We start from the raw sequence: 15,594 nt of genomic DNA on the forward strand, positions 1-15,594 counted from the left end.
CACGTCTCTTGTGGTTTTCCGAACGGGCGGATAAAAACCTCAAATGAATCTTTTTAAGACCAAAGAAAGTTCAGCGTCCCGCGTCTGATTCGCACTGGTGACAGGTCTGCAGGCCAAGGGCTATGTACTTCTCAACGGAAGAGACCGAGACCTGCAGTTCGGTTGCTATGTCCTGGTAGCCCATACCATTGAGTCTCGACAGCAGCAGAGCCTGGCGGATCTTGGGTGGCTTGCGCTGCAACGCCATATCGACCGCGCCCAGAGCTTCGCGCATCAGTGCACGGGTCTCTTCGGAAGGTTCCCTGAGTGCAGGTTGCTGGGTTTGGCGTTCGAGATAGCGGGCTTCCAGACTGCGCCGGCGATAGAGATCGATCAGTTTGCCTTTGGCTATTTGCATCAAATAACGGCGCGATTCGCTGGCCGCGGGAATATGGCCCTTATTGATGAGGTGGAGGTAAATATCGTGAGCCAAATCCGCTGCATCGTACGAATTTCCCAGCTTGCGGCGGAGCAGGCGACAGAGCCATCCATGATTGTCCCGATATAACGTCTGCCACTGTTCCTGCAAGGAGCAAGCATCCCTCTCCACGGCTCTTTTCTCCCGAATACAGTGTTTTTCTTTTTGATAATGAAAATCTATATGATAATCATTTACAAGATATCCTGTTCGTAGATATCAAGCAATGCTCTTCACTGGCTCTGACAGCAGGGGAGCTATCTCAGTGGTTTTTGACAGAAAAACCGGCATAACCCAATGGTCATTATTCACAATTCAGCAAGGAGGCCACTCTTGCCACTATGTTACTCCGAGGTATTGCCCGAAATACCTGTGAGCACTCATGAAGAAAATATCTGGTTGTTGCAACAACAGCATCCGGAGCAAGTCATCAAGCACCTGGAAGTCTGGCGGCTGGATGACAATGTCGATATTTCATTGCTCACTCTGACTATTCAGTCATTAATAACGGCCTTGCCGGATTTGAATTCCCGCTATCTCTTCAGTGATGAAGGAGACCTTTATAAATACAGGGTTGATGGCTGGTATCCCTGTCTGGAATTTATCCGGTTGTCTTCTGGGGACATCGATGCCACCCTTGGCGCCCTTCATGCGTCGCCCTGGGATTCTGCCTGCCAGCCGCCGTTCAAGGCATTCATTATCCATGTAGAACAGGGTGTTATGTTCACATTGATGTCTCATCCCATACTGGGGGAGGCGTGTTGTCTGGGCGAGCTGGTGTCCAGATTGCGTGATGAGTACGGCGCCCTTGCTCCGCATCTGCCTTCTCTGGAAATGACAAAGCTATCGATAAACTTAGGCGTGTTAGCACCTGAAATTACCAATAACCAGACGGAACACACGGAAAGGGACAAGCTGGCGCTTATTTTACTTGATGAGTTTCGTATTGCTTTATCCAGCCCTGACATGACGCTTAATGATGACTTCTTTGATTTTGGCGGCCACTCATTGCTGGCTACGCGCATTATTGGCAAGTTGCAGAATCGTCATGGTATTGAGTGCCGTTTCAATGATTTTTTTGAGTCGCCTTCTGCGGCTGCCCTCGCTAAAAAAGTAGTATTGAATAGCCCGCCTCAGCAAATACCTTCACTTGTTGTTGAAAATACCAGCCAGCAGGCACCACTCGCGCTGGCACAAGCGTCATTGTGGCGAGCCTATGCTGCCCATGATTTTGACACCATCTTCAATCTGCCCTTTGCGCTGGATTTTATTGATGAAGTTGATGAAACGGTTTTTTTGCAGGCATTTACAGACCTGATAAAACGCCACCCCAGTTTGCGAACGACTTTCCATGTGCAAGACGGTCAGGTATTCCAGCGTATTATTCCCGTTGAACATCTGGGCCAATATAGGTGGTTCTGGCACAGCGCTGAAAGCGGAGGTGTCTCCCTGGCCAGTGAGGCGACCTATCAATTCGATCTCTCCCGTGAGCTGCCAATCCGTATCCGTTTCATTCTGGATGTGGCGACTGGCCGTCAGCACCTCTCATTCCTGGTTCATCACATGGTGGTGGATGAGTGGTCCATCAACCTCATGATGGAGGATCTCGCCAGCGCTTATCTTGCCCGTGCGGCAGATCAGGCGCCGGTATGGGCCACGCCAGCGCTCGATTTTCACGGATTTGTACGGCAGCAGGCAGAGCAGGGCATCAATCCCCGGCACCTGGCGTACTGGACCCGGATGTTGCAAGGTGCTGCCGACGAGCGGCGAAAGCAGCGGCTATGTGCTCCGTCCGAGGGCCAGGGTTCTATCGCGGCGCAGTGGCTGGAGCTCAAGCTCGAGCAGGGGAGTCTCGACAGTTTGTATGCCTTCGCCAGAGGCCATGACTCTTCGCTCTTCAATCTGGTGTACACGGCGATTGCCGTATCCCTGCACAAGCTGGATGGCCTGAACGAGATCGTCATAGGGACCTCGGCATCCGGGCGTACCGATCCGGCATTCTTTGATACGGTGGGTTACTTCACCACCATGGTGGCGCACAGGGTCGAGTTCGATGAGCAGGAGTCTTTCGGCAGTCTGTTGAGGATGGTTACGCATACCATCAATGACTCCATGTCCTATGCAGACATCCCGCTGGAGCAGATCCAGCAAGGACTTGGCATGACGGCGGCAGAGGGTCTCCTGTTCGATGTCTATGTCCAGATTCACGCCAAGAATGCCTTGAACGGGCGCTTGCCAACCCCTGTCGGTGAGGGGATCCGCTACCGACAGATTGATCCTGACAAAACGGAGTCCATGTTCGGGTTGCAGTTCGAGATCATGGAGGATGTGCTGGAAGGGGAGCGCAGATTGCGGCTGGTGATCACTTATAGCGCCGAACGCTACAGCAGGGATTGGGTCGAGGCCCTTTGCGTTGTGCTGAACCGGCTGTTCGGACTGATGACAAGTACCGGTACGAGTGCATGTCGACTGGCTGATCTGGCACTGCAAAAGGAGGCATAAACAGCATTTTGCCCCCTGTCAGCCGACAGGGGGCAGAACCCAGGGCTACGAGGTGGGTAGCCCATAGTGCTGGAAGGTGGAGGTTCGGGGCAGGCGATACTGCTCCCGACCAAGCAACTGATTGATGATATGTGCATTGCGGTTGGGGCCTATGCCCAGATCCGGTGAGCCCACCCCATGCTGAAATATTTCGGCATTCTGAACAAAGATCCGCCCCTGTCCTCTGTCGCAACGACGGGCCGTGAAATCTGGCTGGACTATGCAATCCCCCTGCTCATCAACGGCCAGGACTGTGCCTTTGAGCCGTTCAAACCACGCAGGCCATGCATGGGCATAACCGGTTGCGGCGACGATGGCATCGGTCTCCAGTGTGCAGTGCTGATCCAGCTGGGTGTGATGGCAGCTCATGCGCAGGGCACCCTGGCCATCCAGTTCCTCCACTCCTTCGATGGTGCAATGTGAGTAGAGCACCAGGCCTGGCGTCTCTCCGCCGATGGATCTCTCATAGAGCAGATCAAAAATCTCGCCAATGGTCGAGAAGCTGATGCCTTTGTAGAGCAACCCTTGCTCCGCCACTATTTCCCGGCGCCGCTCTCTGGGCAGCGTGTGGAAGTAGTGCATGTAGGCGGGGGTGAAGCACTCCTGTCCCAGCTTCGAATATTCCATGGGGTGAAAACCGGCCGCCCGGGTGATCCACTGAATGGAGGCTCCGGCCTGGACCTGCTGCGGGGTCAAGGCACTAAAGAGCGCCAATACGCATTCGGCGGCACTCTGTCCCGATCCAATGACGGTCACCCGCTTGCATTGCGAGAGCTGCTCCCTGGCATGCATGAACCGGGCTGAATGCATGACCAGAGGATGTTGGCATTCCCGAGCCCAGTCGGGCAACCAGGGGGTGGTGCCTATGCCGATAACCAGATCGCGGCTGCTGTAGTGCTGTACGGATCCGGTTGCGGATGTGCTGTCGATGAGAAACCGCTCTCTGGTGTCGTCATAGCGGACATCGATGACCTCTTCGCCAAAGTGACAGCTCGTTAGCTGCTGCGCGGCCCAGCGGCAGTAGTGGTCATATTCCCGTCTCGGGATCAGGAAGTGATCGTAGTAATAGAAGGGGTAAAGTCTATCCTGCTGGTGCAGGTAGTTGAGATAACTCAGGGGGTGGGTCGGGTCGGCCAGTGTCACCAGATCGGCCAGGAAGGGCACTTGCAATGTGGTGCCCGGCAGCAGCAACCCCTCATGCCAGCGAAACGCGGGTTTGCGCTCGAGAAATACCCCCGTCACCTCACTGTGACGGGAGAGCAGGGCTGCCAGCCCAAGATTGAAGGGCCCGATGCCAATACCGGTCAGGTCAACGCTTGTGATATCCATAAAAAACTCCGAGGGAATGACAATGAACCCCGGGGAGTGCGCTCTCCCCGAGGCTTGATAGGTCAGGAACCGGGGGACCTGAGCAGGACTTCCACATCCGCTGCATTGCGGCAGCGCAGCAGTTGTCCAGGTGACAGGGTTCTGGAAAAGTGCTCACCCAGGCGTGCCGAGATGACTTTGAGGTGTTGGGGACGCAGCCCCAGGCTGGTGAAGTCGAGCTGACTGCTCATCCCTTCATTCCGGACCTGTCCCAGCACCTCCAGATAGATATCGAGCACGGCGCCGCCATCCGTTGCACCAGCATCCGCTGTGGCTTGTGGTGCCGATCCCCCCTTGTCTGATGAGGTCAACCTGCTGCGTGCTGCGCGCCGATCCGGCTTGCCATTTTGTGTCAGCGGCAGGCTGTCGACCTGGATAAAGCGCGTCGGCACATGGGAGGCTGGCAGGTGTTGCTTGGCATGCTCGCGTAACGAGGTGATGGAGACAGTTTCCCCATGTTTGCCCACATACAGGGCCCCGATACAGAGTTCCCCCTGCTGCTCGGCGCCGTAGTCCACCACCAGTACATGGGCAATGACCGGGTGCTTGATGAGCTCGATTTCGATATCAGGCAATGAGACGCGTACGCCACGCACCTTGATGTAGCCGTTCACGCGGCTGTCGAACATCAGGGTGCCGTCAGCCCGATAACGGCCCCGATCGCCGCTACGAAACGCCCTTGTCTCCTCACCGGAGCCTGACGCAAGGGTGACAAAGTCCTGCTGTGTCAGCTCGCCATCTTCCAGATAGCCGAGCGCCAGGTTCACCCCTGTGGTATGGATGCGACCGGCAACCCCGGTCGGGCAGTGTTCCCCTCTTTCATTGAGCAACCAGTAGCCGTTGCCCGGCAAGGGCGTGCCGTACGGTATCTTGTCCTGATCCCTGGCGCCGATCTGGTGCCAGATACTCCAGATGGTGGTTTCGGTCGGTCCGCCCAGTGAAGCCAGGCGGGCCGAAGGCAGCCGCTTGCGAAGTTCGGCTATGATGCCGGGTTTGATGTAATCCCCCCCTTGCGCGATCAGCCGCAGGCTCGCCAGCTCCGTTGCCTGACTGCAGGAGAGCAACATCTCGAGCATGGCCGGTACAGAGCACCAGAGGGTGACGCCATGCTGCTCCACCAGCTGATTCCAGCGCACCGCATCTTTTTCGGCCCCCGTTTCCGGTTGTACCAGGGTGGCGCCAGCGCTCAGACAACCGAACACATCGAAGACCGACATGTCGTGGTGCAGTGGTGTGACCGAGATGAATACATCGTCAGGGGTGACCTGCCATGCCTTGAGCGTGTTGCCGATGACATTGGCCGTGGCCCTGTTGTTGAGCACCACGCATTTGGGCTTGCCGGTCGTCCCCGAGGTGTAGAGGTAGTAGGCCGGCGCCAGGTGTTGGGAGCGCCCGACCCAGGGGGTGCCGCTGACATTGTCGTGGGGAGACGCCAGCAGGGCCGCCGGAGTGACAGTGGGGTAGTCAGACTCGAGCCCGTCTGCACAGATGATCAGGTCAGGTCGACAGTTCTCCAGCAAGTAGTGCAGCCTCTCTGTGGGGGAGCAGCTGTCTATCGGTACCCAGACCACGCCGCTCAAGGCGCAGGCCAGGGTAGCCATGGTGTGCTCCGGGCTGCGGGGCAGACAGATGGCAGCGACCTTGCCTGCCGTGATCCCCTCTCTTTCGAACGCCCCCATGATCCGCAAGACGCTGTCGCCGAGAGTGCGATAGCTGATGCGGCGATCCCCCTGTATCAGGGCAATCTTGTCATTGCCAGCATCGAAAAGATGCGCCGCCATACGCTCGAGGAAGGGGTCTTTGTCTGCCATGGTATCGTCACTGTTATGGCGATAGTGGCCCGTATCAATGATGGCGCTGGCATCAATATCAAACAGACCGGAGGTGACGATATGGCGGCTTGCCTTGTCCAGCGCCGTGAGGATGTCGCACACCAGATCGCTCTCTATTGCCTCCCGGGCATAGTCGATATCCAGTATCAGGGCGCCATCCGCGCGGCTCGAAAAGCGAATGTCCATTGCCACCTGCGGGGTCTGGGTCAGCCCGGCACACAGGGTCATGGTGCTGCTGGCGGTGGCTGTTGGCCAGGAGAGTCCATTGGTGATGACAATGGGCAGCACCGGGCCTGTACCCCGGGTTTCAAACAGCTGACGGGCAATATCCACCCCGGAGAAGGCCAGATGCTGCAACCCTTCCATCACGTCGTTTTGCAGCTGGTTTGCCCTGTCGATCAGCGTGTCCCTGGCCCCACACCACTCGACGGCGATGAAGCTGGATCGGTTGGCAAGCGGGCCCGAGGGCAGGGGGGCGACCGGAATGGCGACACACAGATCTCCCTCGTCGAGCCAGCGGGACAGCACATCCAGGATCAGGGCCATGATGGTGGTGTTTTTGAAAAAGTGCTGTCGGGAGCCCAGTTTGCAAAGCTGGGTGAAGAGGTCAGGGGGGATGATCAGGCTCTGTCGCTCGTAACGGGCGGTAGGGATCTGATCCAGTGATTGTTTCCATGGCAGCCGGGGGGCCCCGTCCAGCCCGGCGAGTTTATGCGTCCAATACTGGGCATCAGCCTTGCGCAGCTCAGGGCTCACGGGGGCGTCCTGAGCCGCCGTGATGGAGAGCATGTCGGGCTGATGACCCTCGAACAACTCCAGCATCAGTGCCGCGATCGAGCGCCCGTCGAGGATGAGCGCATCGAAGCGAGCGAAAACAACATGCTGGTCATCCGGCAAATGGAACAGGGTCAAGTTCCAGGGGGCATGATCGAGGCTGAAGAGTGCGTGGGTATAGTGGTTGCGATGCAGCTCGAGCCGTTCTTGCGCCGTGCTGGCAGAGAGGTGGCGCAGGTCGATCTCCTCAAGGTTGAGCCTCTCCTCGTCACTGACGTACTGGATTACTCTCTCGGGATCGACAAGGGTGCGCAAACTCTCGTGGCGTTTGACCATGGTGTGCAGTCGCTGCCGCAGCGTGGCCGGATCCACTCGCCCGCAGTATTCCCGAAACTCCTGCATGGCGACTCCCCCGAGTGGGAACTGGGTGGTGCGACCCAGCAGATAGGCTTGCTGCAATGGTGTCAGAGGGGTTCCCATCGGCGTCAGCGCTTGGTCAAGGGTGGCTGGATTGGTGGCCACTGTGCGAACCTGAGTGACGAAATCGTTGAACAACTGGGTGATCCAGGCTTGCGGCAGTGCATCCAGGCGAATGTCCCAGTTGATCAATATGCCGCCATCAATACGGACAACTTGAGCATCCAGCGCGACCTGAGGTCCCTGGGAGATGACCCAGTTCATGGAGCCAAACACGCGGTGAACCCGTTCGGAAAACAGTTCGCCGCCATCCAGATCCAGCGCTGCCGTGAACACCACAGGGGCTAGCTGGGCAGCACCATGGTGGCGGGAGAGATCGCGCATCAGGCTGACACCTGAGTAGCTGCCGTGACTGAGTCGTTCGGCCATCTGGCTTGCCAGTTGATGGCAGAGCCCTGCGAGGGTATTGGCAGAGGTCATGTCGACATCAAGGATGGTCAGATTGGCGAACTCCCCGACGATTTGTTCTGTCCCCTCAATCACGGGTTGGCGCCAGAAGAAGGGCAGATTGAGACGAAATCTCTTGTCGCCCGTGGCCATGCCGAGCTGGTGGGCAAACAGCCCCAACATCAGGCTGGAAAGCGTCATTCGTCTGTGTCGGGCCAACTGGATCAGGGTTTGACGCTCATCGGGGGAGAGCCATGCACTGAGGCGGTGGCTATCGGGGGATGAAGCAACATGTGCTGGCGCTGGCAGTGAGGGGGCCGGCGCTATCTGAGACAGCCTGCTGCGCCACCAAGCTCTGTCTGCCATTCTGGCTGCTTGCTGCACGGGATCCTGATTGATGGCATCGCACCAGTCGAAGAAGGCAGGAGGGGTTTGCCGTGGCGAGTCCGGGCATTCATAGAACAGCGCCAGGTCTTCCATCAGCACGCGGAAGCTGGAGGGATCGACCGCTATCATGTCGGTATCGATATGCAGCCTGCATGCATCCTCCCCCAGAAGTGATACCGAGAAACGCGCAGCTTGCCCCCGGGCCAGGTCAAGGCGTTGATGTGTCCACTCCTGGCGCTTGCGCCTCAGTGCCTCCGCCCGTTCTGCATCACCCTGCGTCTTGAAGTCATCAACCTCAAGGCGTTGTGATGGTGCCATTTCAGCCACTGTCTGCATGCCGTCAGGAGTTATCTGAAGTCGCAGCATGGGGTGTGCTCGATACACATGTTCAAGGGCGCGGCCCAAGCGTTGCAGGTCGAGGGCATGGCAATCGAACTCGGCGTAAAGATGCGCAGAAACCTCACCCAGTGCTGAGTGATTGCCTCGGCCAATCCAGCAAGCCGCCTGCATGGAAGTCAGTTCTCTCATATCTCGCTCGTAATGTTGACAAGGCCATTCATTTGGTTCTTTATATATTTACCAATGAGAATGGTTTTCATTTCAAGTTTATTTTATTGAGTCAACCTGTATGGGGGGGAAGCAAGATAGTCTGCAACGGATCTACTGCGGAATGGTTTAAGGTGTGCGCTGAAATGCGGGGCAAGTATTTTCCAACTCCATTATATTGGGCGAAAAATTGTCATGACAAATAGCAGGCTTATATCCCTGTTCAATGTGTGGAGGCGTTAGGCCCATAGTTATGATGTGGATATTTGAGCCTGCTGTTATTTACAATGACATCAACAATATGAGGCTGGTTTCACATGACCAATCCAGAAATGATTAGCCATCAATGGCTACAAGAGCGCGTACAGCAACTTATTGAAGACAATGACACAGAGCTGGATCAGGAAGAGAGCCTTATTTTATATGGGCTAGACTCTTTGCGAGTGATGCGATTTGCTGCTGAACTTAAAGAACGCAACATCCATGTCAGTTTTGAAGATCTGATAAAATCACCAACATTGGCTAGCTGGCGGGAGTTGATTGCCAATCGACAAGCCATTGCAAGATAAACGTAAATTATATTTTTGACAGCAAGAGTCCGCGTGATGGCTTTTTACTTTTATTAATGGTTGTTTCACCGCCATCCCTTACGATTAATCATTGGCAACTTGATAAATCAAGATGCGGATTGCCAAACTACACCACCAAATGTGCAGGCATGCCTGCATAGCGCTAGCCATGGGTATGATAATGGGTTTGTCATCAGAAGATGCCGGGAAAATAGAGTCGTTTTGGCGTTATTGTGTGCAGCATCAATATTTCAATATCGGTTATCCAGAGGCGGCTGACTTTGACTACTCCGCTTTAAACCGTTTTCTAAACTTCTCTATCAATAACTGTGGTGATTGGAGCCAGCAGAGCAACTACCTTCTCAACTCCTTTGATTTTGAAAGAGAGGTGATGCAATTCTTTGCAACCCTGTTCTGCATTCCTTTTGAGCAAAGTTGGGGTTATGTGACCAACGGTGGTACTGAGGGGAATATGTTCGGATGCTATCTGGCCCGCGAGTTATTTCCTGAGGCAACATTATATTACTCAAAAGATACACATTATTCGGTTGCAAAGATCATCCGACTATTGAGAGTAAAGTCATGTATGGTCGATTCACTGCCTAATGGCGAGATGGATTATGATGACCTGATCAATCGAATTCGACTGGATGGAGAGCGTCACCCTATTATATTTGCCAACATAGGGACGACGATGACAGGGGCGACAGATAATATTGCCACCATTCAAAGACGCTTGAAAAAAATAGGAATCACCAAGGGGGACTATTACCTGCATGCCGATGCTGCATTGAGTGGCATGATCTTGCCCTTCATCGACAACCCTCAACCTTTCTCTTTCGCCGATGGCGTCGACTCGATAAGTGTATCGGGTCATAAAATGATCGGTTCTCCAATTCCCTGCGGGATTGTCCTGGCCAGACGCAAGCATGTCGAGCATGTCTCGGTTGAAATAGATTATATCTCGGCATGTGACCAGACAATCAGTGGCTCGCGCAATGGCTACACCCCGCTACTGTTATGGATGGCAATAAAAAGCCGATCGTTTTCAGACTGGCGTCAGCGAACGCAGCACTGTCTTGATATGGCCCAATATGTCATCGAGCGTTTTCACGCCAAAGGTATTCATGCCTGGCGCAATCCAAATTCGATCACTGTGGTTTTCCCAAAGCCTGCTGACCATATATGGAAAAAACACTGTCTGGCCACATCAGGAAAAATATCACATATCATCACCATGCCCCATCACACCGGGAAGGAAACCCTGGACAGGGTGATCAATGACATTGCTCTGGATAGAGAACCTGGTCGCGGTTTGGCGCATGCGTTGACTGTCTGATAGCACCAGAGTCGACGGGCTTGCCATGATGGACGTGGTTGCAGGGCGAGAGCCAGCTCTCGCCCTGTTTGCTTGCGTTACTCTGGCTGCTTCTTGCTAGATTATTTGCCGATGCAGAAGCTGGAGAAGATGCGACCGAGCAGATCGTCGGAGCTGAACTCGCCGGTGATCTCGGACAGAGACTCCTGCGCCAGACGCAGTTCTTCGGCCACCAGTTCACCGGCGACATAGATTTCCAGCTGATCTTTGGCCACCAGCAACCGCTCGGCGGCGCGCTCCAGTGCATCCAGGTGGCGGCGGCGGGCCATGAAGCCCCCCTCGGTGTTGCCCTGGAAGCCCATGCAGGCTTTCAGGTGCTCGCGCAGGGCGGGCAGCCCCAGCTCTGTCTTGGCGGAGATGCGGTAGACGGCGTGGCCCAGCTCCTGGCTTGGAGCCAGATCCTCGCCAGTCAGGTCAGCCTTGTTGCGTACGACCGTGAGGCCGATGTTTTTTGGCAACCGATCAACAAATTCCGGCCAGATTTCCCGCGGGTCGATCGCATCGGTCGTTGTGCCATCCACCATAAAGAGCACACGGTCGGCTTGCTCTATCTCGGCCCAGGCACGCTCGATGCCGATCTGCTCTACCTTGTCCAGGGTATCGCGCAGGCCGGCGGTATCTATGATGTGCAGCGGCATGCCATCCAGGTGGATGTGCTCGCGCAGCACGTCGCGGGTGGTGCCGGCAATCTCTGTGACGATGGCTGACTCGCGTCCGGCCAGGGCGTTGAGCAGGCTCGATTTGCCTGCGTTGGGACGACCGGCGATCACCACCTTCATCCCTTCCCGCAGCAGGGCGCCCTGTTTGGCTTCACTGCGCACGCCGTCCAGCTCAGCCATGATGGCGTAGAGATCGCCTGCCACCTTGCCGTCGGAGAGAAAGTCGATCTCCTCGTCCGGGAAGTCGATGGCGGCTTCCACATAGATGCGCAGCCGGATCAGGCTCTCCACCAGTTGCTGGATTTTGCTGGAGAACTGCCCCTGCAGGGAGTGCATGGCGCTGCGGGCGGCCTGCTCGCTGGAGGCTTCAATCAGATCGGCGATGGCTTCGGCCTGGGCCAGATCCAGTTTGTCGTTCATGAAGGCGCGTTCGCTGAACTCGCCGGGACGGGCAGGGCGCAGCCCTTTTATCTGCAGGATACGGCGCACCAGCATGTCCATGATGACGGGGCCACCGTGACCTTGCAGCTCCAACACATCTTCGCCGGTGAAGCTGTTGGGGGCCTTGAACAGCAAAGCTATGCCCTGATCCAGCGGTTGGCCTTGCTCATCCTTGAACGGCAGATATTCGGCATAACGGACCCGGGGAAGCTTGCCGAGCACTATCTCGGCGACCTGTTCGGCGGCGGGGCCTGAGACCCGGACTATGCCAACGCCGCCACGGCCGGGCGCGGTGGCCTGGGCCACGATCGTATCTGTTGTCATCTTGCTTGGCTCGTATGTTCGGTAATTGGGGACATTGTAATAAAAAAGGCGGCCCGAAGGCCGCCTCTTTTGTCATCAGGGGGAAGATCAGGTGCGGGTATGCAGCCCTTTCTTCTCCAGCTGACGATAGATGATGGTCTGCTGGGTAATGGAGATGACGTTGCTCACCAACCAGTACAGGGTCAGGCCAGCCGGGAACCAGAGGAACATGAAAGTGAAGATGATCGGCATGAACTGCATCACTTTCTGCTGCATCGGGTCGGTAATGGTGGTCGGACTCATCTTCTGCAGATACCACATGGAAGCACCCATGAGGATTGGCAGTACGAAGAAGGGGTCCTTCACTGACAGGTCGGTGATCCACAGCGCGAACGGTGCGTGACGCAGCTCAACGGATTCCATCAGTGCCCAGTACAGAGCGATGAAGATAGGCATCTGGACCAGGATAGGCAGACAGCCACCCAGCGGGTTGACCTTCTCCTTCTTGTACAGCTCCATCATGCCCTGAGACATCTTCTGGCGATCGTCACCGAAGCGTTCCTTGAGCGCGGCCAGCTTGGGCTGGAGCATGCGCATCTTGGCCATGGAGGTGTACTGGGCCTTGGTCAGCGGGAACATGATACCGCGCACCAGCAGGGTCAGCATTATGATGGCCACACCCCAGTTATGCACAAAGCCCTGGAACACGGTCAGCAACCAGTGCAGCGGTTGGGCGATGAACCACAGCCAGCCGTAGTCGACGGTCAGGTCGAGGTGGTTTGCCACCTTGGCCATCTGGTCTTGCAGCTTGGGACCCACCCACAGCTTGCTGGTCACTTCGGCCTGCTGGCCGGCAGCCACGTCTACCAGCGGCGCCTTGTAGCCAATAATGGCCTGGTCTTTACCAGGGATCACTCGGCTGTAGAAGCTGTTGGTATCGTCGGCATTCGGTGCCCAGGCAGAGACGAAGTAGTGTTGCAGCATGGCGACCCAACCACCCTTGGTGGTCTTGTTCAGGTCGGCATCCTTCATCTCGTCGAAGGTGTACTTCTTGTAGCGGCTCTCTTCACTGGAGAAGGCGCCACCACGGTAAGCACTGGCTACCATGGCGTGGCCTTCCTGATCCTTGGGTGTGGTCACGGTCTGCTTCAGCTGACCGTAGAACTGCACCTGGACCGGCTCGGCAGATTTGTTGTCGATCTTGTAATCGACGCCAATCGCATAGTCACCGCGCTTGAGCACGAACTCTTTGGTGAAGACCACACCCTTGCTGTCGGTCCAGGTCATCGGAACGACGACTTGATCCTGACCATCGGCCAGCTGGTAGCTGGTCTGGGCGGCTTCATAGGTGGGACGACCCTGGGCCTGGCTGTCAGGACCATCGCGACCCACCAGGCCGCTCTGGGCGACATAGAGGCGGTCAGGTTGACTGGTCAGCAGGACGAAGGATTGATCCTTGCCCTCTTCCAGCTTGTGGGCCAGCAGCTCGGCAGAAACAATGTCACCGCCCTGGGTATCCAGGGTCAGCTTGAGCACGTCGGAGGAGACGGTGATCAGCTTGCGTGCGGCGTTTGCGTTGGCTTGCTCGGAAACCTGAGGAATATCACCGGTCTGACCGGCTTCAGGTACGAAATGTTCGGTTTGGGCCACGGTAGTCGGGGCCGGCTTCGGAGCCTTGTCGGACTCCCACTGTTGCCAGAGCAGAAAGCTCACGAACAGCAAACCGATCAGGATAAGATTGCGTTGTGATTCCATAGTCTTCAGTTTCTTCGCTTTGGTTGCGGAACCGGGTCATAACCACCCTCGGATAAGGGATGGCATTTTAATAGACGTTTGCTGGCTAACCAAACGCCTTTTATGAAACCGTGAAGTCGGATGGCTTCTATCGCAAATTGGGAACAAGTTGGCGTGAAACGGCAGCGCGGCCCCAGCAGGGGACTAATGATTAGCTGATACAGGCGTATCAGTTTGACAGCTACCCATTGCAACGGCGTGACAGAGTGCGCCATAGCTTTTCCAGTAACTTGAACAGCTCCTCGTTATCCATCTCTTTGACGCCGCCCTTGGCGATCACGACTATGTCGATAGCGGGCAGGCTGGCTTGATTGAGACGGAAGCTTTCCCGGACCACTCGTTTGACACGATTACGCCAGACGGCACGCTTGAGTGCTTTTTTGGGCACAGCGAGGCCAAGACGGGGATGTTCGAGAGTATTGGGACAGGCGAGAAGAGTAATTTGCGGAGAAGCGGCCCGGACAGGCTCGGCGAAAACGCGTTTGAAGTGTTCGGGAGTTAACAGACGTAACTCCCGAGAGAAGGTGTGCGGCGTTGGCATTAAACTACCAGACGGGCACGACCCTTGGCACGACGAGCGGCCAGAACTTTACGACCGTTGGCAGTTGCCATGCGGGCGCGGAAACCGTGAGAGCGCTTGCGCTTCAGGTTGGACGGTTGAAAAGTACGTTTCATGATTCGATTCCGTATTTCTGTACAGTTTTGATTGTCACACTTAGCCGACGCGCCAGCTATAGCGTGTGACGACTAGCAAAAGAGGCCGAATTCTAAACAGAGTTCGGCTTTTAGTCAATCCGCTGTTCCCTCTCATCTTGCCCTGACTCATCAACAAGCAGGAGAAGCTGACAGGATCCGGAGGATCAAGGGCTCAGGATTATACTGGCAACCCGGGGTTAAACAAGGATCCTCCAATAAAAAAGGCGGCCAGGCCGCCAAAGAGAGAGCTATTTAAGTACTTTTCGCAAGAACTCCCGGGTGCGGGGATCCTTGGGATCGACCAATATCTGATCCGGCGGGCCCTGTTCCACGATCCGGCCCCCCTCCATGAAGATCACCCGATCGGCAACATCACGAGCAAATTCAATCTCATGGGTCACCACCACCATGGTCTGGTGCTGGCGTGCCAGCTTCTTCATCAGCCCAAGTACCTCGTCGACCCACTCGGGGTCGAGGGCCGAGGTGGGCTCATCGAACAGAATGACCTTGGAGTGAGCCGCCATGGCGCGGCCGATGCCGACCCGTTGCTGCTGACCGCCGGAGAGAGACGCCGGGTAGGCATCCTGCTTGTCGGCAAGCCCTATGTCCTTGAGGATGCCGAGGGCTGTGGCGAGGGCCTCTGCCTTTGGCTGCTTCCAGACGGTGATCAGCCCCTCGGCTATGTTGTCGAGCGCCGTCTTGTTGGCGAACAGGGCGTAGTTCTGGAACACGAAGGAGGCGCGCTTGCGCAGCTCTATGGCCTGCTGTTCGCTGGCGTTGGCCAGATCCAGCTGCAGATCATCGATGGCAAGGGTGCCTGCATCCGGTGTCTCAAGCAGATTCAGGCAGCGCAGCAGCGTCGACTTGCCGGTACCGGAGGGGCCGATAATGACCACTATCTCCCCCTTCCTGACCTCCAGATCTATGCTGTTGAGCACCTTGTTGCCGTGAAATGCCTTGGAGAGGCCTGTTAATTTGATCATCG

At 56.2% G+C, this 15,594-nt stretch carries 12 protein-coding genes; 3 read left to right on the forward strand and 9 right to left on the reverse strand.

Going from position 1 to position 15,594, the window contains the following annotated elements; translation table 11 throughout:
- Positions 1–70: 70 nt before the first annotated feature.
- The gene (locus GWQ31_RS15300; protein ID WP_034524603.1) at positions 71–589 is read right to left on the reverse strand and encodes a sigma-70 family RNA polymerase sigma factor; all 519 of its coding nucleotides are present in this window, start codon (positions 587–589) and stop codon (positions 71–73) included.
- A gap of 240 nt (positions 590–829) precedes the next feature.
- On the opposite strand from GWQ31_RS15300, the gene GWQ31_RS15305 reads away from it, so the two are divergent.
- On the forward strand, positions 830–2,959 hold the full coding sequence (locus GWQ31_RS15305) for a condensation domain-containing protein (RefSeq protein WP_275909716.1): 2,130 nt from the start codon (positions 830–832) through the stop codon (positions 2,957–2,959).
- A gap of 45 nt (positions 2,960–3,004) precedes the next feature.
- Here the strand turns inward: GWQ31_RS15305 and basC are convergent, their stop codons facing one another.
- The gene (gene basC / locus GWQ31_RS15310; RefSeq protein ID WP_275909717.1) at positions 3,005–4,327 is read right to left on the reverse strand and encodes a putative histamine N-monooxygenase; all 1,323 of its coding nucleotides are present in this window, start codon (positions 4,325–4,327) and stop codon (positions 3,005–3,007) included.
- Between the two features lie 62 nt (positions 4,328–4,389).
- Positions 4,390–8,751, reverse strand: a complete 4,362-nt coding sequence (locus GWQ31_RS15315) for an amino acid adenylation domain-containing protein (RefSeq protein ID WP_275909718.1) — start codon at positions 8,749–8,751, stop codon at positions 4,390–4,392.
- 335 nt (positions 8,752–9,086) lie between these two features.
- Between GWQ31_RS15315 and GWQ31_RS15320 the strand changes: the two genes are divergently transcribed.
- Entirely contained in the window at positions 9,087–9,338 is a 252-nt protein-coding gene (locus tag GWQ31_RS15320; protein WP_271773952.1) for a phosphopantetheine-binding protein, read from the forward strand.
- Between the two features lie 169 nt (positions 9,339–9,507).
- Positions 9,508–10,677: a histidine decarboxylase gene (locus GWQ31_RS15325; RefSeq protein WP_270688574.1), complete on the forward strand. Its 1,170-nt coding sequence runs from the start codon at positions 9,508–9,510 to the stop codon at positions 10,675–10,677.
- 101 nt (positions 10,678–10,778) lie between these two features.
- On the opposite strand, the gene mnmE is transcribed toward GWQ31_RS15325, so the two are convergent.
- From mnmE to GWQ31_RS15355, 6 genes are all read right to left on the reverse strand, one after another.
- Positions 10,779–12,140: a tRNA uridine-5-carboxymethylaminomethyl(34) synthesis GTPase MnmE gene (gene mnmE / locus GWQ31_RS15330; protein WP_059112340.1), complete on the reverse strand. Its 1,362-nt coding sequence runs from the start codon at positions 12,138–12,140 to the stop codon at positions 10,779–10,781.
- Positions 12,141–12,227: 87 nt separating this feature from the next.
- Positions 12,228–13,874 (reverse strand): membrane protein insertase YidC, encoded by a 1,647-nt coding sequence (gene yidC / locus GWQ31_RS15335; RefSeq protein WP_017411499.1) that lies wholly within the window; start codon positions 13,872–13,874, stop codon positions 12,228–12,230.
- A gap of 5 nt (positions 13,875–13,879) precedes the next feature.
- Complete coding sequence (yidD, locus tag GWQ31_RS15340) at positions 13,880–14,128, reverse strand: membrane protein insertion efficiency factor YidD (protein WP_010635605.1); 249 nt, start codon at positions 14,126–14,128, stop codon at positions 13,880–13,882.
- Complete coding sequence (rnpA, locus tag GWQ31_RS15345) at positions 14,095–14,454, reverse strand: ribonuclease P protein component (RefSeq protein WP_005319554.1); 360 nt, start codon at positions 14,452–14,454, stop codon at positions 14,095–14,097. The genes yidD and rnpA overlap by 34 nt, the downstream gene beginning before the upstream one ends.
- On the reverse strand, positions 14,454–14,588 hold the full coding sequence (gene rpmH / locus GWQ31_RS15350) for a 50S ribosomal protein L34 (RefSeq protein ID WP_005307156.1): 135 nt from the start codon (positions 14,586–14,588) through the stop codon (positions 14,454–14,456). The genes rnpA and rpmH overlap by 1 nt, the downstream gene beginning before the upstream one ends.
- Before the next feature lie 269 nt (positions 14,589–14,857).
- Positions 14,858–15,592 carry an amino acid ABC transporter ATP-binding protein gene (locus tag GWQ31_RS15355; RefSeq protein WP_275909719.1) on the reverse strand — a complete coding sequence of 245 codons (735 nt, stop codon included), beginning with the start codon at positions 15,590–15,592 and terminating at the stop codon, positions 14,858–14,860.
- Positions 15,593–15,594: the final 2 nt, after the last annotated feature.

This window comes from Aeromonas sp. 2MA4, from assembly GCF_029237305.1.
GTDB lineage: Bacteria > Pseudomonadota > Gammaproteobacteria > Enterobacterales > Aeromonadaceae > Aeromonas > Aeromonas salmonicida.

What these genes read in the sequence shown, in the direction of transcription:
- basC (WP_275909717.1), bottom strand. Translation starts at nt 4,327, where the DNA reads ATGGATATCACAAGCGTTGACCTGACCGGTATTGGCATCGGGCCCTTC.
- GWQ31_RS15315 (WP_275909718.1), bottom strand. Translation starts at nt 8,751, where the DNA reads ATGAGAGAACTGACTTCCATGCAGGCGGCTTGCTGGATTGGCCGAGGC.
- GWQ31_RS15320 (WP_271773952.1), top strand. Translation starts at nt 9,087, where the DNA reads ATGACCAATCCAGAAATGATTAGCCATCAATGGCTACAAGAGCGCGTA.
- GWQ31_RS15325 (WP_270688574.1), top strand. Translation starts at nt 9,508, where the DNA reads ATGGGTATGATAATGGGTTTGTCATCAGAAGATGCCGGGAAAATAGAG.
- mnmE (WP_059112340.1), bottom strand. Translation starts at nt 12,140, where the DNA reads ATGACAACAGATACGATCGTGGCCCAGGCCACCGCGCCCGGCCGTGGC.
- yidC (WP_017411499.1), bottom strand. Translation starts at nt 13,874, where the DNA reads ATGGAATCACAACGCAATCTTATCCTGATCGGTTTGCTGTTCGTGAGC.
- yidD (WP_010635605.1), bottom strand. Translation starts at nt 14,128, where the DNA reads ATGGCGCACTCTGTCACGCCGTTGCAATGGGTAGCTGTCAAACTGATA.
- rnpA (WP_005319554.1), bottom strand. Translation starts at nt 14,454, where the DNA reads ATGCCAACGCCGCACACCTTCTCTCGGGAGTTACGTCTGTTAACTCCC.
- rpmH (WP_005307156.1), bottom strand. Translation starts at nt 14,588, where the DNA reads ATGAAACGTACTTTTCAACCGTCCAACCTGAAGCGCAAGCGCTCTCAC.
- GWQ31_RS15355 (WP_275909719.1), bottom strand. Translation starts at nt 15,592, where the DNA reads ATGATCAAATTAACAGGCCTCTCCAAGGCATTTCACGGCAACAAGGTG.